This is a genomic window from Prochlorococcus sp. G5PB11 (assembly GCF_059772425.1).
In genome coordinates this window covers 1,295,562-1,317,223 of sequence record NZ_CM186287.1, presented here as the reverse complement: position 1 = coordinate 1,317,223, position 21,662 = coordinate 1,295,562, and the positions used below count along the sequence as shown (strand labels likewise).

General features: G+C 32.0%; 15 protein-coding genes. 5 read left to right on the top strand and 10 right to left on the bottom strand.

Annotated features, from left to right (window positions below; genetic code table 11):
* Nucleotides 1-65: 65 nt before the first annotated feature.
* Entirely contained in the window at nucleotides 66-2,549 is a 2,484-nt protein-coding gene (locus tag AC6EI0_RS07640; RefSeq protein WP_498521987.1) for a DNA gyrase/topoisomerase IV subunit A, read from the top strand.
* On the opposite strand, the gene purF is transcribed toward AC6EI0_RS07640, so the two are convergent.
* From purF to AC6EI0_RS07605, 7 genes are all read right to left on the bottom strand, one after another.
* A complete protein-coding gene (gene purF, locus AC6EI0_RS07635) occupies nucleotides 2,546-4,003 on the bottom strand; it encodes an amidophosphoribosyltransferase (RefSeq protein ID WP_498521986.1) in 1,458 nt (485 codons plus the stop codon). The two genes, AC6EI0_RS07640 and purF, sit on opposite strands and share 4 nt — an antisense overlap.
* 43 nt (nucleotides 4,004-4,046) lie before the next feature.
* The gene (gene purL, locus AC6EI0_RS07630) at nucleotides 4,047-6,464 is read right to left on the bottom strand and encodes a phosphoribosylformylglycinamidine synthase subunit PurL (protein ID WP_498521985.1); all 2,418 of its coding nucleotides are present in this window, start codon (nucleotides 6,462-6,464) and stop codon (nucleotides 4,047-4,049) included.
* 3 nt (nucleotides 6,465-6,467) lie between these two features.
* Nucleotides 6,468-7,250 carry a PRC-barrel domain-containing protein gene (locus AC6EI0_RS07625; protein ID WP_498521984.1) on the bottom strand — a complete coding sequence of 261 codons (783 nt, stop codon included), beginning with the start codon at nucleotides 7,248-7,250 and terminating at the stop codon, nucleotides 6,468-6,470.
* 2 nt (nucleotides 7,251-7,252) lie between these two features.
* Nucleotides 7,253-8,413 carry a DNA polymerase III subunit beta gene (dnaN, locus tag AC6EI0_RS07620; RefSeq protein ID WP_498521983.1) on the bottom strand — a complete coding sequence of 387 codons (1,161 nt, stop codon included), beginning with the start codon at nucleotides 8,411-8,413 and terminating at the stop codon, nucleotides 7,253-7,255.
* 373 nt (nucleotides 8,414-8,786) lie between these two features.
* Complete coding sequence (gene thrC / locus AC6EI0_RS07615; RefSeq protein WP_498521982.1) at nucleotides 8,787-9,893, bottom strand: threonine synthase; 1,107 nt, start codon at nucleotides 9,891-9,893, stop codon at nucleotides 8,787-8,789.
* A 26-nt stretch (nucleotides 9,894-9,919) separates the two neighbouring features.
* Entirely contained in the window at nucleotides 9,920-10,483 is a 564-nt protein-coding gene (locus AC6EI0_RS07610; RefSeq protein ID WP_498521981.1) for an alpha/beta hydrolase, read from the bottom strand.
* Nucleotides 10,484-12,343 (bottom strand): ABC1 kinase family protein, encoded by a 1,860-nt coding sequence (locus AC6EI0_RS07605; protein WP_498521980.1) that lies wholly within the window; start codon nucleotides 12,341-12,343, stop codon nucleotides 10,484-10,486.
* 75 nt (nucleotides 12,344-12,418) lie between these two features.
* Here AC6EI0_RS07605 and AC6EI0_RS07600 point away from each other — a divergent pair, with 75 nt between their 5' ends.
* The 3 genes from AC6EI0_RS07600 (at nucleotide 12,419) to AC6EI0_RS07590 (ending at nucleotide 19,420) form a co-directional block, all read left to right on the top strand.
* Nucleotides 12,419-14,104 carry a DNA repair protein RecN gene (locus tag AC6EI0_RS07600; protein ID WP_498521979.1) on the top strand — a complete coding sequence of 562 codons (1,686 nt, stop codon included), beginning with the start codon at nucleotides 12,419-12,421 and terminating at the stop codon, nucleotides 14,102-14,104.
* 44 nt (nucleotides 14,105-14,148) lie between these two features.
* A complete protein-coding gene (gene uvrA / locus AC6EI0_RS07595) occupies nucleotides 14,149-17,097 on the top strand; it encodes an excinuclease ABC subunit UvrA (protein ID WP_498521978.1) in 2,949 nt (982 codons plus the stop codon).
* Nucleotides 17,098-17,293: 196 nt separating this feature from the next.
* The gene (locus tag AC6EI0_RS07590) at nucleotides 17,294-19,420 is read left to right on the top strand and encodes an HAD family hydrolase (protein ID WP_498521977.1); all 2,127 of its coding nucleotides are present in this window, start codon (nucleotides 17,294-17,296) and stop codon (nucleotides 19,418-19,420) included.
* A 47-nt stretch (nucleotides 19,421-19,467) separates the two neighbouring features.
* Here the strand turns inward: AC6EI0_RS07590 and AC6EI0_RS07585 are convergent, their stop codons facing one another.
* From AC6EI0_RS07585 to AC6EI0_RS07575, 3 genes are read right to left on the bottom strand one after another with little or no spacing between them, the layout of a single operon-like run.
* Entirely contained in the window at nucleotides 19,468-19,719 is a 252-nt protein-coding gene (locus tag AC6EI0_RS07585) for a hypothetical protein (RefSeq protein WP_498520081.1), read from the bottom strand.
* Between the two features lie 17 nt (nucleotides 19,720-19,736).
* Nucleotides 19,737-20,888 (bottom strand): phospho-N-acetylmuramoyl-pentapeptide-transferase, encoded by a 1,152-nt coding sequence (gene mraY / locus AC6EI0_RS07580; RefSeq protein WP_498521976.1) that lies wholly within the window; start codon nucleotides 20,886-20,888, stop codon nucleotides 19,737-19,739.
* Nucleotides 20,869-21,144, bottom strand: a complete 276-nt coding sequence (locus AC6EI0_RS07575) for a DUF3134 domain-containing protein (protein ID WP_498521975.1) — start codon at nucleotides 21,142-21,144, stop codon at nucleotides 20,869-20,871. Before AC6EI0_RS07575 ends, mraY begins: the two co-directional genes overlap by 20 nt.
* 287 nt (nucleotides 21,145-21,431) lie before the next feature.
* On the opposite strand from AC6EI0_RS07575, the gene AC6EI0_RS07570 reads away from it, so the two are divergent.
* A complete protein-coding gene (locus tag AC6EI0_RS07570) occupies nucleotides 21,432-21,632 on the top strand; it encodes a cytochrome B6 (RefSeq protein ID WP_498521974.1) in 201 nt (66 codons plus the stop codon).
* The last annotated feature ends 30 nt before the right edge of the window (nucleotides 21,633-21,662 follow it).

Below are 21,662 nucleotides of genomic sequence, written 5' to 3'. Positions count from 1 at the left end.
ACTGGTTTTTAACAGATTAGTTAGTAGCCTAAATAAAGAAATTTAGGCCTCTTACGAACTCAGAGATGGCCAAGGAACGCCTGAAATCAATATCGTTGCATCAAGAAATGCAGCGTTCTTATCTCGAATACGCAATGAGCGTAATCGTTGGAAGAGCATTGCCAGACGCTAGAGACGGATTAAAGCCTGTTCAAAGAAGAATACTTTTTGCGATGCACGAATTAGGTCTGACTCCTGATAGGCCTTATAGAAAATGTGCTCGTGTAGTTGGAGACGTTCTTGGTAAATATCATCCCCATGGTGATCAAGCCGTTTACGATGCTCTTGTAAGACAAGTACAAATTTTTAGTTCAAGGTACCCAATACTTGATGGTCACGGAAACTTTGGATCCATTGATGACGATCCACCAGCTGCAATGAGATATACAGAAACTCGGCTAGCACAAATATCTAATGATGCAATTTTAAGTGAAATAGATCAAGAAACTGTTGATTTTTCTCCCAATTTTGATGGGTCTCAACAAGAACCAGATGTTTTACCAGCTCAATTACCATTCCTACTTTTAAATGGAAGTGCTGGAATTGCAGTTGGAATGGCAACTAGCATTCCTCCTCATAATTTAAACGAAGTGGTAGAAGGTCTAATAGCAATCATAAAAAAACCTTCCTTGAGCGAAGAAAAATTATTAGAACTGATCCCAGGACCCGACTTTCCGACAGGCGGAGAAATCTTAATAAGTAATGGGATCAAAGAAACTTACGCAAAAGGCAGAGGAAGTATAACCATGAGAGGTATTGCTCATATTGAAGAAATTAATCCTGGAAAAGGAAAACACAAAAGAAGTGGCATTGTCATTACTGAACTTCCATATCAACTAAACAAAGCTTCTTGGATTGAAAAATTAGCTGACCTAGTAAATAATGGAAAAGTTTCTGGAATAGCTGATATTAGAGATGAAAGTGATAGAGATGGAATGAGAATTCTTGTAGAAATAAAAAGAGATTCTGATCCTAAAAAAATTCTAGATTTTTTATATCAAAAAACTTCTTTACAAAGTAATTTTGGAGCTATTTTACTTGCATTAGTTAATGGTCAACCAGTACAGCTAACATTAAGAAAATTATTAGATAATTTCTTAGAATTTAGAGAAAATACTATTTTACTTAGAAGTAAATATCTTTTAAGAAATATCAAAAACAGACAAGAAATCGTTGAAGCACTAATCCAAGCTATAAATAATCTTAGAGAAATAATAAATTTAATTGAAAAATCTAAAGATGCAGTTGAAGCTAAAAATAATTTAATTAATAACCTAAAGATAAATGAAAGACAAGCTGATGGAATTTTAAGTATGCCATTAAAAAAGATTACAAGTCTTGAAAAGAATTCATTAAAAAAAGAAATAGAAGACTTAAAAAATAAAAGAGAGAATCTTGAATCAATTATCAATGATAGAGAAAAATTGTTAAAAGTACTTATTAAAGAACTTAAAGAACTTAAAAAAAAGTTTGGAAGTGATAGAAAAACAAAGTTAATAGAAGGCGGTGATGCACTAATTGCAGAAAAGCTTGCGAATCAAAGACCAAATAAAGAGCTTCAAAGAATAAATGCTCTAAAACAATTACCTATAGATTCTGAAATAATTATTCAATCAAATAATGAAATAAAAATAATCCCATCCATAACAATTAAAAAATTAAAATTAAAAGAAAGTAATCAAGACAGACAAGATATTCTACCGTCGAAACTAATATGGCCTATTATTAATGAACCAAAGATATTAGCTGTAAGTCGACTAGGTAAAATAGGTCTTCTTAAATGGGAATTTGCAGGACAAAAACCTGGTCCATTAGAACACTTTTTGCCAGCAGGATTAGAAAATGATGAAATAATTAATCTTATTCCGTTACCAGAACAAAAAAATATAAGTTTAGGATTAATAAGTAGTGATGGAAAATTTAAAAGAGTTTCAATTGATGAGATTACCGAAATATCTAATAGATCAACTACGGTTGTAAAGTTAAAAAGCAACATTACACTAAAATCTTGTTTACTTTGTGAAGAAGATAGCTATTTATATATAATAAGTAATATTGGCAGAATTATAAAAATAAAAATAACGGAAAAGAACTATCCCTTTATGGGGAAATTAGCTCAAGGTACCAGTATAATGAAATTATTCCCAGGAGAAAATATCATTGAAGCTATAAATATTTCAGAAAAACAAATTGAAGACTTAGTTTTAATAACTAGTCAAGGTTCTTTCATTAAGCATAAAGCAAAAGAAATAAAAGTATCTCAAAAAGGAGAGTTAGGAACTATGGTTATCAATTTAAAAGATAATAAAAAAATAAATGATAGAATAATTAATTGTTTTATAAATAATCAATACGTTTATATCAAAACAAATAAAGATAGATATAAAAAATTAGAAAAAGATGAAATTGATAATAGTTCCTATAAAAAAGAAAAAAGATTAAATCTAGAATTAAATGATAATGAATTTATAATATCTACTTTTTCAATGATAATACCTGAAACAAACTAAGATAGAGAAGTTTTTTCGACCCACTTTAAATATTCATCGGTAACTGTTCCAGTAACATATTTTCCTGTAAAACAAGATAAATCTAATTCTTTGATATTAGAATTATTTATTATAGCCTTAGTAAGATCTTCAACTTCTTGATAAATCATTTTATCAATAAGTAAATTCTCTTCTATTTCATTTATATTTCTATTATATGCAATCAATTCATTCCTACTTGGCATGTTAATTCCATAAACATGTGGGTATCTAATTGGTGGAGCAGCAGAAGTAAAAGTTACCTTGTTAGCGCCTGCACTTCTTGCCATTTGAACAATTTGCTGAGAAGTTGTTCCTCTAACTACCGAATCATCGACTATCAAAACATTTTTATTTTTAAATTCAGTACTCATTGCATTTAACTTCTGACGAACAGAACGTTTTCGTAATGATTGACCAGGCATGATAAAAGTTCTCCCTACATAACGATTTTTAAAAAAACCCTCTCTATATTCAATTCCTAACTGTCTTGCTACTTGCATAGCAGCAGGTCTAGAAGAATCAGGTATCGGCATTACTACATCTACATCGCCGCATGAAATTTGTTTTTTTATTGTTTCTGCTAATAGATCTCCCATCCTTAACCTTGACTCATATACAGAAATACCATTCATAATTGAGTCAGGTCTAGCTAAATAAACATATTCAAATGAGCATGGAAATAATTGAGGATGATTTGAACATTGTTTAGAAAAAAACTCACCTTCAGAGGTAATAAAAATCGCCTCTCCTGGTTCAACATCTCTAACAATTTGATAATCATTATTTTCAATAACTAATGATTCGCTAGCGATTACCCACTCGGGTTTATTGTTTTCTTTTAATCTTTTACCAATTACCAAGGGACGAATCCCAAAAGGATCTCTAAAAGCTAAAAGACCATAACCTGCTATTAAAGCAATAGAAGCATATGATCCCTCTACTCTTGCATGAAGCCTATGTACAGCGGTAAAAAGATCATCTGGGTTTATATCTTTTCCTTTTATTGAACTATTCAGTTCTGTTGCCAAAACATTTAATAACATTTCAGTATCACTTGAAGTATTTGTATGCCTCCTGTCAACTTTAAAAAGTTCTTTTTCTAACTCCCTTGTATTAGTTAAATTGCCATTATGAACAAGAATTATTCCATATGGAGCATTCACATAAAAAGGTTGCGCCTCCTCTTCTCGATGAGCAGCACCTTTAGTAGCATATCGAACATGCCCTAACCCAACCTTTCCAATCAAGCTTCTCATATCTCTTGTTCTATAAGCTTCTCTTACTTGACCTTTAGATTTATTAATATGAAAAACACTCCCATCCATCGTTGCGATACCTGTGGAATCTTGACCTCTATGCTGAAGCAATAACAAACTATCGTAAATTTGTTGATTACATTGATCTGAAGAAACAACCCCTACGATTCCACACATAATTATATTCCTTGGTTAAATAGATGATATTTTAATTTTTAAATTATAATTCATAAGAGATTTTATTTAAAATAGCATTTTTATATGTATCTTTTATATGAAGAATATCAACATCTATAATCGAATTATTAGCTTGATAAACTGATAATTTATTTTGATCATTTACAGTTCCTAAATATGTTATTGAAAAATTTATAGCTCGTTGTAAGGATATCTTCTTATAATAATTTTTTAATTTTAAAGTTTGTTCAGATGAACAACTAACTAAAACTCTGCCTCCACCTTCAGCAAAAAGCAAACGATCTAATCTTGATTCACTTGAAGGAAGTTGAATAGTGGCACCAAGTCCAGAAGAAATACAACATTCAGCTAAAGCTACTACTAAACCTCCATCCCCTAAGTCATGGGCAGAATTAATCATATCTTTTTTAATTATATTTCTTAGAAATAATTGAACTTGTTTCTCTAAATCTAAATCTATTTCAGGTGGTCTTCCTGTTTTAAGACCGTGTATATGTTCTAAAAAAGATGAAGCAGATAATGAAATTCTATTATCTTGATTACTATTAGTTTCTAAAGGTAATCCTAACATCCATATTTGATCACCTTCTTTAATCCAAGATTTTTTACAAACTTTATTTAGATCTTCTATTAATCCAACCATACCAATTACGGGTGTGGGATGTATTGGTATAACCGTGTCGTTTGGTAGTTTTGTATCATTATACAAAGACACATTACCCCCTGTAACGGGGGTCTTCATTACTTTACAAGCATTACTTATACCTTTACAAGACATTGATAATTGCCAAAAACCTACTGGTTTTTCCGGAGAAGAAAAATTTAAATTATTAGTAATCGCTATTGGCTCAGCTCCTACACAACTTAAATTCCTAGCAGCTTCTACAACAGCAGCCATGCTTCCACGTTCAGGATCTAAATACACCCATCTGTCATTACAATCAACTGAAGAGGCTATACCTCTATTATGATTTGATTTGGTTTTAAAATCTTTTTGAGAACGTATTCTTATAACAGCTGCATCGGCTTCTCCAGGTGCAACAACTGTATTGGATTGAACTTGATAATCGTACTGCTTATATATCCAATTTTTTGATGCTATTGAAGGGCTACTTAATAAATTTAATAAAACATTATTCCAACTAATAAATACATTATTATTTAAACTTATGGTTCCATTTTCTAAATTATTAGGTAGTAAATCTTCAGTCCATTTCCAATGATCATTTAAATATTCAGGAGTAGATTTTAATAATAAATGTTTTTCTATAGGTGTATCATCAGCAAGTGCGGATGCTGGTAGATTTGCTACAACTTCGCCTTTATGTAATACTCTCACCACTTTTTCTTTTAAAACTTTTCCTACAACTTCAACATATAACCCCCACCTCGTAAATAATTGTCTTAACTCTTTTTCTGAACCAGGTTTAACTACAAATAACATTCGTTCTTGTGACTCTGACAACAAAAATTCATATGCAGTCATTCCTTTTTCTCTCGCTGGAACAAGATCAAGATCTAATTCGATTCCTACCTCTCCTTTTGAAGCCATTTCAGAACAACTACAAGTAAGACCTGCAGCCCCCATATCCTGAGCAGCAATTACATATCCTGTTTTAAACGCCTCTAAACATGCTTCAATCAATCCTTTTTCAAGAAAAGGGTCACCCACTTGTACAGCAGGTCGATCATCTATAGAAGTTTTTGAGAGTTCCGAACTAGCAAAACTTGCTCCTCCCATTCCATCTCTACCCGTTGTATTTCCTACATAAAGAACTGGAAAATCAATTCCACTAGCTCCTGAACAAACTATCTTATCTGTTTCCATCAAACCCAATGCCATTGCATTGACTAAAGGATTACCTGAATAACTACTATCAAAACCAACTTCACCTCCTACGGTCGGAACACCTACACAATTCCCATAATGCGAGATACCTGCTACGACACCTTCTAATAAACTGATATTTTTTTTATCTTCCAATGGTCCAAATCTTAAAGCATTTAATATCGCTATTGGTCTTGCTCCCATAGTAAAAATATCTCTCAAAATACCACCTACTCCTGTTGCTGCACCTTGAAAAGGTTCTACAGCAGATGGATGATTATGACTTTCAATTTTAAATACCAGTTTTTGATTACAACCAATATCTACAACTCCTGCATTTTCTCCAGGACCCACAAGTATTCTAGGCCCTGTTACTGGAAAATTTTTTAGTAAAGGACGAGAATTTCGATAACAACAATGTTCAGACCACATAACACCAAACATTCCTAACTCGTTTCTATTTGGTGGTCGCTTTAATCTTCTACAAATTTCAACATAATCAGATTGCTTTAACCCCTCTTGGCTTAGAGAAGATAAAACGTCGTATTCAACAAAAAAATTTGGTAAATTAATTAACTGTTGAAAATCATTATTGTCTGACAAGGATGTCATAGATCAAATCCAAGGATCAAGATCTTTTTCATGGGCAAAACCATTTTTTCTTGGTCGCTGATTCATTCTATTAAATTCTTCTGAACTATCTATATCTAAATCATCAATCCAATCATCGTATGAGTCGCCCCCACTATCAATTTTAGAAGTGTCTTCTATAGAGTCGAATGGACTTTCGGTAATTTGATCATCAATCCATCCCTCAAGTTTATCAGAAGCATTGTATGTAAGATCTTGAAATTGAGTTTTCCATTTTCTGCTTTTGCTGAGAAATTCTTCTTTAAAACTAGCTTTTTGTATAGGTAGATCTTCGAACGAATCTATATCACATGAAATAGAACCAGGTTGTTTATCAATAATTTTAGATAGTGATAATAACCAACGACTTGTTCCTGGAATAAGTGGATTTGTTCTACTTACTAAATAGTATTGTATCTTTCCATTTTTAAGATCAAAAAGAAAATCTGCAATTAAACCTAATCTTTGGCCGTTTCTATTAAAAACATTCGAATTTACCAAAGTAGGAAAACGTTCCAAAGTTTGATTATCAGAAATAGAACAAGGTCCTTTTACAAATACTTCTTGTTCGTTTAATCCTTTTATTTGATCTAACCTCCAAACCTCTCTTTCAAGTCTTAAATTAGAAGGACGAGAAATAAATCCTAATATTCGATGAACAGGAGGATGCATCCATGGATTAACAACTGGTCCATGGTTAATACCATTTTCGCAGCGAACATTATTTTTTAATAGATCACTTAATAATAACTGATTTTTTTTATCCAAAATTAATTTCGTATTTGAATTGGCATAACTAAATATATAAAGTTAACCTCACTATTAATAGGTGAAAACACAGCTGGGGTTGTAGGTCCATTGCAACTCAACCTAATAAGATTTGAATCTATAACTTTAAGACCATCTAATAAATATCTTACATTGAATGCAATTTGAAATGATTCACCTTTAAAAGAAACTGGCAGAGACTCAAAACCAGTTCCTATATCTTGAGCGTCAGTACTAATTTTAATTATTCTAGCAGAACTATCAGTAGATATTTTAATAACATTATTATGTTGGTCAGCTAAAACAGCTATTCTCTCTAATGAAGCAATAAATTCTTTTTTATCAAATTCTAATATATTAGAAAAAGTATCAGGTAGTAATTGAGAATAATTTGGATAAGAACCTTCTAAAGCTCTAATAGTTATAATTTCATCAAGAGATATAAAAACTACTTGTCCTTTGTCAATAAAAAAATTAATAGGTTGACTAATATCACAAGCACTTAAAAACTTTTCAACTTCTCGTAAAGATTTAGATGGTAATGTTATAGAAAATTTATCAAATTCTGAAAAATCATTTATATCTTTTGTTTGAGATAAAATATTTTTTAGGTTTAATACAGCCAGTCGATGTCCATCTGTGGCAGCAGACTCAATACCATAACCATCAAAAGTAAGATTAACACCAGTAAGTAATTGTTTAGCGTCATCTGTACTACTTGCAAATAATGTAGATTTAATTGCATTAGATAGTAATAAAGGATTTAATTTTAATGAAGTACTACTCTCTACTAAAGGTAAATCAGGAAAATCATCAGAAAGCATTCCTCTTACTTGATATGTACCACTTTTACTCGTTAATTCAACTTGTTGACTAACATCATCAGATGTTAAAACTAATGGTGAATCATTTGATAATTTAGAAACAATTTCTCCAAATAATTTAGCTGGTAAAGTAATAGCACCACTTTCATCTATACGAGCGGATATTGAAGTTTGTATTCCTAAACTTAAATCAAAGCCAGTTAAGCGCAACTTCCCTGTGACTTCGTCAGCTGCTAACAAAACATTCGCTAAAACTGGATGTGTCGGTCGATTTGATATAGCTCTACTAACTAACTGAAGAGCAGTATTCAAATCTGATTGCGAACAACTTAGCTTCATTCCGTTATTTCAAAAAAATCCGTTGATATAAGAATTTCATAGCTATTTAAAAAAAGCAATACCGTTAAAAAAAACAAAAATTTCTTCTTCTAGTATATTTCTATATTCATGATATGAAAATGAATTAGTAGTAGTAGGTCTTGTGGTTTTTGTGGTTTTTTGAAAAAACATTGACTTCATCAGGTGTCTTTAATTTTTTGACTGTGGAAAAGACTTTTTAAAAGTGGATAAAAACATACTTATCCACCTATAAAAATGATTGTGGAAAAGAAAAAAAAGTATTAAAGGAATTTTTTTTCTTTTTTCCACAGTCAAAACAAGTGAAATCAGACAAAATCAACAGACAGTTTCTTTACTGGATATTTGTATATCCTTAAAAACCCATTTTTTTTGTAATTGAACTTATTTCCGCATCTACACCAGTATGAAAAAGTGCGTCATTATTTTTAATGGCGCAATCAGGATCTTTCAATCCATTACCTGTTAAAACACAGACAATAGTTGAGTTAATTGGAACATCGTTTTTAATTTTTAATAAACCTGCTACAGAAGCTGCACTAGCTGGTTCGCAGAAAATCCCTTCTTCTTTTCCAAGAATTTTATAAGCTTCGATTATTTCTGAATCAGTAACAGAAGAAAATCTACCATTGCTTGAATCTTTTGCTTTTAATGCTTTTTCTTTATTAACAGGATTCCCAATTCTTATTGCAGTGGCAATTGTTTCTGGATTGCTGATACTTTTACCTTCGACTAAAGGTGCAGACCCACTTGCTTGAAACCCCATCATCCGAGGGAGCTTCCTCGATTTATTAGCATTAAAAAACTCTTGAAATCCCATCCAGTATGCACTTATATTCCCTGCATTTCCCATCGGAATACACAACCAATCAGGAGCATTTCCAAGATTTTCTATTATTTCAAAAGCTGCAGTCTTTTGTCCCTGCAATCTATAAGGATTTACAGAATTTACTAATGTTATTGGATATTTTTCAGATAATTCCCTTACAATCTCCAACGCTTTATCAAAATTTCCTTTAATGGCTAATATCTCTGCTCCATATACTAATGCTTGAGCTAATTTTCCTTGAGCAACATATCCGTCTGGAATAATCACAAAAGATTTCATTCCTCCTTTGCTCGCATAGGCAGCTGCAGAGGCAGAGGTGTTACCTGTGCTTGCGCAAATTACTGCTTCACAGCCATTTTCTTTTGCCTTACTAATAGCCATTGTCATTCCTCTGTCTTTGAATGATCCAGTTGGATTGAGACCGTCATATTTCACATATACTTTTACTCCTTTTCCAATTCGATTACTTATTGAATTGACTTCTATTAGAGGTGTTCCCCCTTCGTTTAAAGATATTATGGGAGTCTTATTTGTTACTGGTAGCCAAGGTTTGTAAGCGTTTATCAGCCCATTCCAATTGTTTTTTTTAGGGCTAGAGAAAAACAGTTTCTTAAACTTTTTAGAAAATGCCACTTACTTTACAAGTATTTTTAAACAATCTAAATGCTAGACCTTCCATCTTTTAGCTTTTGAAAAGGGGAATTTGAATAGAAATCAATTAAATCTTTTAATGATTCTACTTTTTTGAAGGCTTTATTTAATGCATTGAGGTCTAAAGCAATATTTTTATTTGGATACTCTTTAAAAAAGTCTATAAGATTAATTTTTTCATTATTTTTATAAGAACTTAATATAATTCCAGACCTTATGGCTTTTGTACTTGTTTTTATATTTGATATCTTATTGGGGTAAATAATTTTAGATAATCTGCTTAAAAATACTTCACCTATTTTACTATTCATTAATCTACTGCTTGATTCTATAGGAACTTCTATTTCATGAGTTAAAAATTTGTGGAGATCTTTATTTTTTTGATTTGTAATTTTCATTAGATTTTTTAATTTTTTACTTGGCTTTTTTGTTTTTGTAAAATTATTTAAATCATCTATTTTTATTGTTCTACTAAAATTTCCTTTATAGAGAAAAAGATTCTCTGCGCTTTTTGCGCTTGGAATAAAAAATAAAAATAATAAAAGTATAATATTTTTATAATTTAAATTCATTTATTGTTTTACACCAGCTGCAACTTTTACTAATCTAACTAATCCTTTTTCAGAAGTTTTTTTCATTAAACCGTAACCCATTTGGTAAGTATCTTTAGTTATAAGAATTTTTGGCAATTTTTTAAATAATAATTTTCTTTTAAATCCTGGCTTTGTTTTTGATGCATTAAACATTTTATTGATAGATGATAGATTAAAAATTTCTTTAGTGTCAATTTTAGATGAGCTTGCTATGGTTTTTGATCGTATTTTTGATGGAAGTTTATTATTCAGATTAATAAGTGTTTTCCATCCAATAGAGTCGATTTTTGTAGCAAAAATATTTACTAATTCATTCCTCAGAATAAAACCTTTACTAGAAAATAAAAAATCAATAGTTTGATCTAAAATTTTTTCACTGTTCAGCTTTTTTTCTTTGGTAGCACTTTTTAAAAGATCATCTAATCTTTCTAATTTTAGGTTGTTTTCATCAAATAGCATTTCTTTCAAACTATTTCTTAGTTCTGGATTTTCATCCTCCATTAGACGTCTTGCGAAATAAGGATATGCTGCTCCAAGTATTTTAAAATTCGGGTCAACACTAAGTGCTATTCCCTCTAATGTTATTAAAGATCTAATAATTAGTGCATAATAAGGTGGTAATTTAAAAGGAAATTTATACATAATACCAGACATATCATCTGTCACTGCTTTGAAATCCATTTTATTTACTCCTATTTCTAGAGCGCTGGTAAAAACACTTTCAAATGCAGGAGCAATAGGTTTTAAATCGACCTCTTCTGATAAAAATCCTAACTGTACAAAGTCATTAGAAAGTTTATCAAATCTTTTGTTAACTAAATGAACAACTGCTCTAATTAATCCAACTCTTGACTGTTGCGTAATATCGCTCATCATCCCAAAATCTAGATAACATAATCGCCCGTCTTCCATAGCTAATATGTTTCCTGGATGAGGATCTGCATGAAAAAAACCATGTTCAATTAGTTGTTGAAGACTACAACTTACGCCAATTTCTATCATTTCATTTGGATCAATTCCTAGTTTTTTTACTGCATCTATATTTGTTAATTTAGTCCCGTCTATCCATTCCATTGTTAGTACTCTTCTGCTTGTTGCGTTTCTGTAGATTTTTGGAACAGCAATTTTATTATTATCGCTGTGCAACTGCTTAAATTTTTCTGCATTATTAGCTTCGTTTATATAATCCATTTCTTCGAAAATTCTTTTTCCTAGTTCGTCGATTAATGCAACTAGATCGCTTCTAATAATTCCGATATTATTTTTAAACCAAACTGCTATATTTCTTACTATATATAAATCTAATGTTATTTGTTCTCTTAATCCTGGTCTTTGAATTTTAACAGCAACTTTTTCTCCACTTTTCAGTATTGCTCTGTGGACTTGACCGAGGGATGCGGCAGAAATTGGCTCTTTATCAATTTTTATAAAAATGTTGCTTACTTTCTCTTTTAAATCTTCTTCAATACAAGCCATGGCAAGCTTGCTCTCGAATCCGGGTAACTGGTCTTGAAGCTGGGCTAACTCTTCAAGAACTACTTGAGGGACGATATCTGGCCTGGTAGACAGTGCTTGTCCAGCTTTTATGAATGCTGGTCCCAAATCCACAAGGAGCTGGGTAAATTCTTTTGCTCTATATGTTTTTCTCTCTTCTTTTTCTAAAGAACCTATTAATTTTTCCCAACCAACACCAATTAAAAATAAACCGATTGGTAAAAGTGTCTGCCAAAGTCTTCGGAGTAGACGAATTGGATTTTTTTTGTAGATTGAGTCAATAGCAACAGGGTCATACTCAAGTAGACCTGAGGCTTCAATAAAATCGCTTAATTCTTCAGCCATTTTTGTATGGCAATGTTTTAAACCTTTTCTAATCCATTTTACGCCTAGTTTGTGTCTTTTTGATTGCTTTGACTTATGCTAAACAGCCTTCGTTTTCATAACATAGCTCTATTTGGGAATTTAGAGATCGATTTTAATAAAGGATTTACTGTATTTACAGGGCAAACGGGTTCAGGTAAATCAATATTTCTTGATACGTTAAATGCTTTATTGGCACATAAAAAGATCACTTCAGATAATCGATTGGTAGCCAAAGGTTCTGTTTATTCATCAATCGAGGGTGTGTTTTCTGTTTTGAAAAATACAAAAAATTGGTTAAATAATCAAGAAATTGATATTGATGAAGAATTAATTGTTACTAGGGAATGGCGTTTCAAAGATAATAAATATAAATCTAGATTTAGAATTAATGGCGTATTAGTTAATAAAGATCAAATATCAGAACTGAGATCACTGCTTTTTGATTTTACACTACAGGGTGATACTTATATTTTGAATGATTCATTACATCAATTAAGTTTGCTTGATTCTTTAGGTTTAAAAGCAATTCAAGAATCCATTACTAAAGTTAAGAATGATTGGAAAATATGGCATGATTCTAATTTAAGACTAGAAGAAGTAAGAGATAAAATCTCTGATTCAAAAAAAGAGTTTGAGGAAATGGAGTATATTTGTCAAGACTTAGATAAATTAAAATTAGAGGACCCTCATGAGCAAACAAAGTTAGAAACTGATCAGAATCGGTTATCAAATCTTGTAAGATTAAAAGAGGGAGTTAAAGCTTTATTGATTCGTTTAAATGAAAGTTTAGATGAATATCCATCTGTTTTAGATCATACTAATTTTTGTATTAACGAATTAAAAATATTGTCTCAGATAGATTCTTCTCTAGAATCTGTTTTTGATAACTTTTATAGCATTACGAATAATCTAAATGATTTGATTTGTCAGATTAATGATTATGAAAAAACATTAGACATTGATCCAACTTTTTTAAATGATTTACAAGTTAGATTATCTACTTTAAAATTCTATCAAAAGAAATATCATAGAAATATTCCAGACCTTATTAGCTATAAAAATGAATTAATTAATCGCTTGTCTTCACATGATGATTCCATCAACATAAATCAGCTTTCTTCTTTAGAACACAAAAAAAGAATTATTAGAGATAATTCGAATAAAGAATTATCCTCTATTAGAAAAAACGTTGCTTTGCAACTTGAGGATAAACTTATAGTGACTTTAAAAAAGTTAGGTATGCCTAATGTTCGTTTTAAAGTAGTTTTTGAAAACTGTGAGCCAACAATTAACGGGATCGATAAAATTAACTTTATGTTTTCAGCAAATCCAGGACTTCCTTTAGCGCCTCTTGCTGAAACAGCATCGGGGGGAGAGAAATCCCGTATTCTTCTTGCAATAAAGGCGATTTTCTCTTCTTTCGATCAATCTAAACTCTTGATTTTTGATGAAATTGACTCGGGTATTAGTGGATCAGTTAGTAGTTACGTAGCTAATTTGCTTTCTGACTTATCAATGTATCGGCAAGTTTTTTGCGTCACTCATCAACCATTAATTGCAGCATATGCTGATAATCATTTTTCTTTAAAAAAGACTGTTATCGCTGATAAGACTAAATCAACTGTTATTGATTTAAAGGAAATCGCTGATAGGCAGAGTGAATTGGCTCTATTGGCTGGTGGCGAAATTGAAGGAGCTAATGCTTATGCGGCGAGCTTGCTGGAACACAAAGCTGCATGATGAGCATATTTTTTTATACAATTAGCTATTAATAATTTTCCCTAATGGGAAGTTCAAAACCTAATTCAAAACAAAAGACATTAAATATTGGTTCTTCTAATGAAGAAGTCATAACTATTCGTGGTGCCAGGCAACATAATTTAAAAAATGTTGATCTATCTATTCCAAGAAATAAATTGGTCGTTTTTACAGGCGTTAGTGGAAGTGGTAAAAGTTCTTTAGCCTTTGATACGATTTTTGCTGAAGGTCAAAGGCGATATGTTGAGAGTTTGTCTGCTTATGCAAGACAATTTTTAGGTCAGGTTGATAAACCAGATGTTGATTCAATTGAAGGTTTATCTCCAGCAATTTCTATTGATCAAAAATCTACTAGTCATAATCCTCGCTCAACAGTTGGAACGGTCACGGAAATACAAGATTATTTTCGTTTGCTATTCGGAAGAGCGGGAGAACCCCATTGTCCTGAGTGTTCCAGGCCAATTAAGCCTCAAAGTATTGATGAGATGGTTGATCAAATTAAGACTCTTCCTGAAGGGACTCGATATCAATTACTTGCACCAGTTGTTAGAGGTAAAAAAGGAACACATTCAAAACTTTTGTCTGGACTCGCTGCAGAGGGTTTTGTACGAGTAAGAATTAACAAAGAAGTTAGAGAATTGGCAGATAATATTGAATTAGATAAAAATCAAGTTCATTCTATTGAGGTAGTGGTTGATAGGTTAATTGCGAGAGAAGGGATCGAAGAGAGATTAACTGATTCATTAAGCACTACTTTGAAAAGGGGAGACGGCTTAGCAATAGTTGAAGCAGTACCGAAAAAGAATGAAGAACTTCCGAAAGGTATTGATAGAGAAAGATTATTTTCTGAAAATTTTGCTTGTCCAGTTCATGGGGCCGTAATTGAAGAACTATCTCCAAGATTATTCTCATTTAATAGTCCTTACGGAGCATGTCCTGATTGTCATGGTCTTGGTCATTTGAAAAAATTTACTTGTGAGAGAGTTGTACCTGATCCATCATTACCGGTATACGCCGCTGTTGCACCATGGAGTGATAAAGATAATTCATATTATTTTTCATTATTATTTTCAGTAGGTGAGGCATTTGGCTTTGAAATAAAAACTCCTTGGAAAGATTTAAAAGAAGAGCAAAAAAATATTTTGTTAAACGGTAGTAAAGAGCCAATTTTAATAAAGGTGGATAGTAGATATAAACAAGATTCTGGATTTAAAAGACCTTTTGAGGGTATTTTACCTATTTTAGAAAGACAGTTGCAGGATGCAAATGGTGAAGCGGTTCGCCAAAAGTTAGAAAAATATCTTGAATTAGTTCCTTGTTCAAGCTGTCATGGCAAGAGATTACGTCCTGAGGCTCTTGCTGTAAAACTAGGTCCATTTGCAATTACTGATCTCACTTCATCAAGTGTTTCAACCACACTTGAGAATGTTGAGGAATTAATGGGTTTTGAGAAAACTAAAAATTCAAATCAATTGCTTTCTAATAAACAAAAGAAAATTGGGGAATTAGTTTTAAAAGAAATTCGATTACGTCTTCAATTCCTATTAGATGTTGGACTTGATTATTTAACTCTAGATAGACCTGCAATGACTTTGTCTGGGGGGGAAGCTCAAAGAATAAGACTTGCCACGCAAATAGGTGCAGGTTTAACAGGAGTTTTGTATGTTTTAGATGAACCTAGTATTGGACTACATCAAAGAGATAATGATCGACTATTATCTACATTAAAAAAACTGCGTGATCTAGGTAATACTTTGGTTGTCGTTGAACACGATGAAGACACCATAAGAGCGGCTGATTATTTAGTGGATATAGGTCCTGGTGCTGGTGTCCATGGAGGAAAAATTATTGCAGAAGGATCTATCGATAGCTTGTTGAATGCAAAAGAATCATTGACTGGTGCTTACCTTAGTGGGCGTTCATCTATACCTACCCCTGCTAGTAGAAGAGACTCAGTTCAAAGAAAATTACGATTAATTGATTGTAATAAAAATAATCTAAAAAATGTTTCAGTAGATTTTCCATTAGGTAGATTAGTTGCTGTTACTGGTGTTAGTGGAAGCGGTAAAAGTACTTTGATAAACGAACTACTTCACCCTGCTTTAAATCACTCTTTAGGGTTAAAAGTTCCTTTCCCAAAAGGATTAAAAGAGCTGAAAGGTATTAAATCTATTGACAAAGTTATTGTTATTGACCAGTCTCCAATTGGCAGGACTCCGCGATCTAATACGGCTACCTATACGGGCGCATTTGATCCTATACGTCAACTTTTTGCTACCTCTGTTGAAGCAAAAGCTCGAGGATATCAAGCAGGTCAATTTAGTTTTAATGTTAAAGGTGGAAGATGTGAAGCCTGTCGGGGTCAGGGTGTAAATGTAATTGAGATGAATTTTCTTCCTGATGTTTATGTTCAATGTGATGTATGCAAAGGAGCTAGATTTAATCGAGAGACATTACAAGTTAAATATAAAAATTTTTCTATTTCAGATGTATTAGAAATGACAGTTGAGCAAGCAGTTGACGTTTTTTCAGCAATACCTCAAGCCGCGGATAGATTAAGAACACTTTTAGATGTTGGTCTTGGATATATTAAGCTCGGACAACCTGCTCCAACATTATCCGGAGGAGAAGCTCAAAGGGTAAAACTTGCTACTGAATTATCTAGAAGAGCCACTGGTAAAACTCTTTATTTAATTGATGAACCTACAACTGGTCTAAGTTTTTATGATGTTCATAAATTAATGGATGTCATCCAGCGACTGGTAGATAAAGGAAACTCAATTATTGTAATTGAGCACAATTTAGACGTTATCAGATGTTCAGATTGGATTATTGATATGGGTCCAGAAGGAGGTAACCGCGGAGGAGAAATTATTGTTATGGGTACGCCAGAAGAAGTAGCAAAAGATTCAAATAGTCATACAGGTAATTATTTAAAAAAGGTTTTGAAATTACATCCTCCAATCAACGGTTGAATATTTAGTGGGCTTTGTACATATTCCTTAATGTATAGAGTTGATTTCGTTACTTTGATTTATAAATATTTTCAAAAATCAAGTGATAGCAGTCACTTTGAAATTTTAATATTTATTTAAATAAATCATTATTCTTTCTTTAGGTTTAAGGAGGAAAAAATCAATTATTTATCCAACAACTCACATGAGGGTTTATTTGGGTTTAAGGCTTTTACATTTAAATTTGCATGGTCTAATCCGATCAAATGATCTTGAATTGGGCAGAGACGCAGATACTGGAGGGCAAACTTTATATGTTTTAGAGTTAGTAAAAGGACTTGCGGCAAGACCTGAAGTTGAAAATGTAGAACTCATTACCAGATTAATTGTTGATAGGAAAGTATCCTCTGATTACTCAAAGCCCGTAGAAAAGATATCAAGTTGTGCTGAAATTATTCGATTACCTTTTGGTCCTAAGCGTTACGTCAGGAAAGAATTGTTATGGCCTTATTTGGATGATTTAGCAGATCAAGTAGTTCAAAGATTACGGAAACAAAATAACTTTCCTGATTGGATTCATGCTCATTATGCTGACGCTGGTTATGTTGGAGCATTAGTAAGCAGAAGATTAGGCTTGCCATTAGTTTTTACTGGCCATTCATTAGGCCGTGAAAAACTCAGAAGATTATTGGTTGCTGGAATAGATCACGATCAAATAGAGCAAACTTACTCAATTAGTAAAAGAATTGATGCAGAGGAATTGGCTTTAGCTCATTCAAATTTACTCATAACAAGTACTAAACAGGAAGCTGAAGAACAGTACGCTCGCTACGGGCGATTTAGCTCTAAAAACATAGTAGTGATACCACCAGGTGTTGATCTGAATCGTTTTCATTCAATAGATTCTGCTTTAGATAAAGAAGAAAAAGAATTAAATAAACTTTTTAAACCTTTTCTGAGAGATTTAAATCTTCCCCCTCTCTTAGCTATATCAAGGGCAGTAAGGAGAAAAAATATTCCTGCGTTGATTGAGACTTTTGGCCGTTCGTCAATATTGCAGCAAAGACATAACCTTATTTTAATTTTAGGTTGTCGAGAAGATGCACGACAGCTAGATAAACAGCAAAGAGAAGTATTTCAGCAAGTTTTTGAATTGGTTGATAAGTATAATTTATATGGAAAAGTTGCTTTTCCAAAACAACATAAAAGAGAGCAAATTCCCTCAATATATCGTTGGGCTGCAAATAGAAAAGGATTGTTTGTTAATCCTGCCTTAACTGAGCCGTTTGGCTTGACATTGTTGGAAGCTGCTGCGTGTGGCTTGCCAATGGTGACTACTGATGATGGAGGTCCGAGGGATATTTTGTCTCGTTGTGATAATGGTCTACTCGTAGATGTAACTGATTTAGAGGCCTTTCGAGATGGGTTAGAAACTGCTGGTTCAAATCCATCTTTATGGAACACTTGGAGAAACAATGGAATTGAAGGAGTTAGCAGGCATTTTAGTTGGGATGCACATGTTTGTAATTACATTGCATTGATGCAGAAGCGTCTGAAATTTCTTGCACCTCGTTATTTGACATTTGTAAATACTAAAGAAACAAGTCCTATTGGTCATAAACTATTATTTCTTGATTTAGATAATTATCTTGAGGAATCTAAAGGCTTATCAATATTGAGAAATAAACTAAAAGATGATTCATTTAATAAAAATATCAAATTAGGAATTTTAACCGGTAGGTCAATTAAAGCTGCCCGTTATCGATACGCAGAAACACAACTACCCATACCTGCTGTTTGGATATGTCAAGCTGGTACTGAGATTTATTATGCTGATACAAAAAAATCAGATATTTTTTGGCAAGATTTAATATCTGTTGATTGGAATCGGAATGACGTAGAAAAGGTTTTGTTCGATTTAAAAGAGTATCTAGAGCTTCAATTAACTGAATTCCAAGGTCCTTTTAAGGTTAGTTATTTATTAAAAGAACCTAGTCATGCAATTTTACCTTTGGTACGAAAAAGACTTAGGCAGTCTGGACTTGCCGCTACTCCTCACCTTAAATGTCATTGGTACCTAGACGTTGTTCCTTTACGAGCATCACGAGCGGAAGCAATAAGATTTTTGACTTTACGTTGGGGCATATCTTTAGACAAAGTACTTGTTGTAGCAAGTCAACAAGGTGATGATGAGTTAATAAGGGGATTGACTACTAATGTTATTCCTTTTGATCATGATTCATCATTAGATGGATTGAGAACCCAACAAAGAGTTTTCTTTTCTGATGATCAAGATGATGTCTTAGATGGTTTAAAACATTTTCGATTTTTCACAAGTCAGTAACCTTTACTATTTTTAAATCTTTTTAGTATTTTTTAAAAATAAATGATTTATTTTATGTCTTTTTCAAGGATTAATGTAAGTTGTTGATATGGTGGCTCTTCACTAACGAAGCCCCAATCATTAAAAATTTTTGAATCTATATGAGTGATTATTTGTCGTTTGTTTCTTTTTTCTACTTTAAAGCCATCTGCTGACATTTTTCTCATGAGTCTTGCAGATTCTTCAAACCGAGCAGCCATGGAATCTAGAGTTTCACAGTCCTTTGTTAACCCTTCTTCTTTCCAAGTAAAATACGTCATCAGTACAATTTGAAGATTTAAGATTTAGCGAAAAATACTAGATTGATTATTATTAATAATAATGTAACAAACCAGAAGCTACTCACAATATGAGTTTCTTTGTTACCTTTGAGCTCAAAATGGTGATGTATTGGAGTCATCAAAAATAATTTATGCCCTTTCCCTTTTATTTTCTTAGAAATTTTAAAAATACCTACTTGAGTTATTACTGAGATTGATTCTGCTGCAAGTACTCCTCCCATAACTAACAGAGACCAAAGATTATTCGATATCAGTGCAATGCCACCAAGAGATGCTCCAATTGCTAAAGACCCTGAGTCACCCATAAATAATTTTGCAGGATGTTTATTAAGAACAAGAAAACCCATAGAACTGCCAGCCATTACTATGCAAAGAGGAGCAAGGGTTTCAGCGTAAGCTTGATTCTCTACTAAAATAGTTATTGCTAAACCTGTAAAAATTAATGCACTACATCCACTTAGTAAGCCATCTAAACCATCAGTCAAATTAGTTGAATTGCTTTCTGCTAATAATACAAATATTCCTAAAGGATAAATTAAATTTTCTATATTAATAATTCTATTTGCTATTTGAATATTACTAGATAGAAAATTATTTGATTCGCAAAAAATAATAAAAATAAGACTGATAAAAAATTGAAAAATCAATTTTTGATTTGAGGTAAGACCAGTGTTAAATTTTTTTTTCAAACTTATTAAGTCATCAATTAAGCCTATTAACATAAAAGATATAATGAGTAAGCTCAAAGTCAAAATAATTCTGTAATCTTGACTTTTTAAAAATAAAATATTAGCTATTATGATTGCTATTGGAATAAAAAAAACTCCCCCCATAGTGGGAGTTCCTTGTTTTATATAATGTTTCTTTGGTCCTTCTTCTCTAATTATTTGCTGAATGTTTATTTTTTTTAAGATAGGAATACTTATATAAGTAATAAATGATGATATGAGAGCTGTAATTATAAAAGGAATAGTTAAAGAATAATTTTCAAAATATAAATCAGAAAATAAAGATGCAAGTGTAATTATTCCAAACAAAATAAATATTTGAGAATTAACATTATTAAAAAATGATATTTTTTTTTTATTTAAAGGTTTGTTATATTTTTCCAAAACTAAAGCTAGTAAATTAATCTTCCCACTCTTCATCTGTTGGTTCTTCTTCGGCTTTATAATCTTCTTTTTCTCCCATTAAAGCTGAAAGCTCTTCTTCTTCTACTGTACTTATTTCTTGATCATTCGAATCTTCATCAGAAACTAATCTCCCACTAGTTTCTAGCCATGATAATAAATCGGGTTCTTCTCGCAGAGGTAGAACAGGAGCACGCTCTTGCCTGGCATAGCGGGTTAGTGCGGGGTTAATACCGTCTAAACTAGATAAATTGATTTTTTTTAGATCGCTCATATCAGGATTTTGATCGATGAATTAACATAATGCATTATGGATTAATTTTCTAATCTTTATGCTGACTTCAAAGCTGACGCTGATGATTTGTACTTGGGTCATGGCTTTCTTAGTAAGTATTTCTCTTCGTGTGGCTGGTTTTATTCATCCTCAACCTTTTTCCATAAATCATCTTTTAGTATGGTTTTTGCTTTTTGGTCCTTCTATTGTTCTTTTAGTTTATTTTTTGGCTAGGAGATCTTTTTCAATAGATTCGTTAACTTAACTTAAATTTTCAAGTGATTTTAATGTTCGCATCTCTTGTTTTTATTTTTACTTCAAATGATGATGTTCAAGATCTATTGATATTCGGTCATGATATTAATGCTTGGTTAGTTTATGTACTTATTTTTTTTGGGTTAACTTCTTTTGCTTTTGTTTCGGTATGGCTCATAGGATTCTTTGCTGAAAGCCAATCAGGAAAATCTATTAAGCAGCCCTGGGAATAAATTTTGTCTCTTTTTTGCGATTTTTTACAT

Bases quoted from the DNA above. Each gene is read 5' to 3' on its own strand.
- AC6EI0_RS07575 (WP_498521975.1), bottom strand. From the start codon at position 21,144: ATGAGCGATCTAAAAAAAATCAATTTATCTAGTTTAGACGGTATTAAC.
- AC6EI0_RS07585 (WP_498520081.1), bottom strand. From the start codon at position 19,719: ATGACGTATTTTACTTGGAAAGAAGAAGGGTTAACAAAGGACTGTGAA.
- AC6EI0_RS07640 (WP_498521987.1), top strand. From the start codon at position 66: ATGGCCAAGGAACGCCTGAAATCAATATCGTTGCATCAAGAAATGCAG.
- dnaN (WP_498521983.1), bottom strand. From the start codon at position 8,413: ATGAAGCTAAGTTGTTCGCAATCAGATTTGAATACTGCTCTTCAGTTA.
- AC6EI0_RS07605 (WP_498521980.1), bottom strand. From the start codon at position 12,343: ATGGCTGAAGAATTAAGCGATTTTATTGAAGCCTCAGGTCTACTTGAG.
- purF (WP_498521986.1), bottom strand. From the start codon at position 4,003: ATGTGTGGAATCGTAGGGGTTGTTTCTTCAGATCAATGTAATCAACAA.
- purL (WP_498521985.1), bottom strand. From the start codon at position 6,464: ATGACATCCTTGTCAGACAATAATGATTTTCAACAGTTAATTAATTTA.
- AC6EI0_RS07600 (WP_498521979.1), top strand. From the start codon at position 12,419: ATGCTAAACAGCCTTCGTTTTCATAACATAGCTCTATTTGGGAATTTA.
- AC6EI0_RS07570 (WP_498521974.1), top strand. From the start codon at position 21,432: ATGTTCGCATCTCTTGTTTTTATTTTTACTTCAAATGATGATGTTCAA.
- AC6EI0_RS07610 (WP_498521981.1), bottom strand. From the start codon at position 10,483: ATGAATTTAAATTATAAAAATATTATACTTTTATTATTTTTATTTTTT.
- mraY (WP_498521976.1), bottom strand. From the start codon at position 20,888: ATGAAGAGTGGGAAGATTAATTTACTAGCTTTAGTTTTGGAAAAATAT.
- uvrA (WP_498521978.1), top strand. From the start codon at position 14,149: ATGGGAAGTTCAAAACCTAATTCAAAACAAAAGACATTAAATATTGGT.